The sequence below is a fragment of the Nitratidesulfovibrio liaohensis genome, from assembly GCF_011682075.1.
GTDB classification, from domain to species: Bacteria; Desulfobacterota; Desulfovibrionia; order Desulfovibrionales; family Desulfovibrionaceae; genus Cupidesulfovibrio; species Cupidesulfovibrio liaohensis.
In genome coordinates this window covers 1-787 of sequence record NZ_VSMK01000690.1, presented here as the reverse complement: position 1 = coordinate 787, position 787 = coordinate 1, and the positions used below count along the sequence as shown (strand labels likewise).

The following is a 787-nucleotide window of genomic DNA, read 5'->3' as shown; positions in this document are numbered from 1 at the left end:
CCTTCCATGGCGTCCCGATCAGAGCGCATCTCGACCTCACGCTTATACGATCGAACCCACACCCCTGCATTCAGGTCTGGGAGCTCAAGAGCAACCAGCGCCTGCCTGAAACCCTCTATACAGCCAATGAGGTACAGCTCTACGGCCAAATAGGCTTGTTGCATGCCTGTTGGAATCGACCGTGCTTCAGCGTGCGGGACGCATCCGGCCACCTCGTCCTCAGTCGCAAGACCTTTCCGGAAGCTGCATACCAGCTGTTTCAGATCGATCTGCCAGACTCGCCCGAGCAAATTGCCATCGAAGGCTACGTGCTTTCCGTTGCCATGTCGGACGCCAAGGCCTTCGGGCCTTATCCACCTGATCGGAACATGCTTGGAGTCTGCCTGCGCACAGCCGCTACCCTTTGGCAAACCATGCAGACCGTGGCCACGGGCAGTTTGTCATTCGATGACGTGCCGACATGCCAAGGCTTTCATCCTCTATGCGACTGGTGCGATGCCAACGGCGATTGCCCCAAGTTCAAGCCCGTATGCCAAGACGGCGAACCTATCGCCCTCGACGATGAGTACGCCGAGTATCTTGCCCAACTGACACAGCTGAAGGAACGGAAGCGATCTCTGGAAGGGGACATCGCAGAGATGGAGGACACCCTGCGCAGCGCATGGCACCGCCTGACAAGCGCTGCGTCCTCTCAATCATCGGGCTGGATAGCAGCGGGCAACTACCGGTTCAAGACAGCAGCCGTACCGGGCAGAAGTACGCTGGACCAGACGATGCTCAAGGAGGA

1 pseudogene is annotated in these 787 nt (G+C 58.4%); it reads left to right on the top strand.

Annotated features, from left to right (window positions below):
• Window positions 1-787, top strand: a pseudogene (locus FVW27_RS21310) (hypothetical protein); the annotation flags it as partial.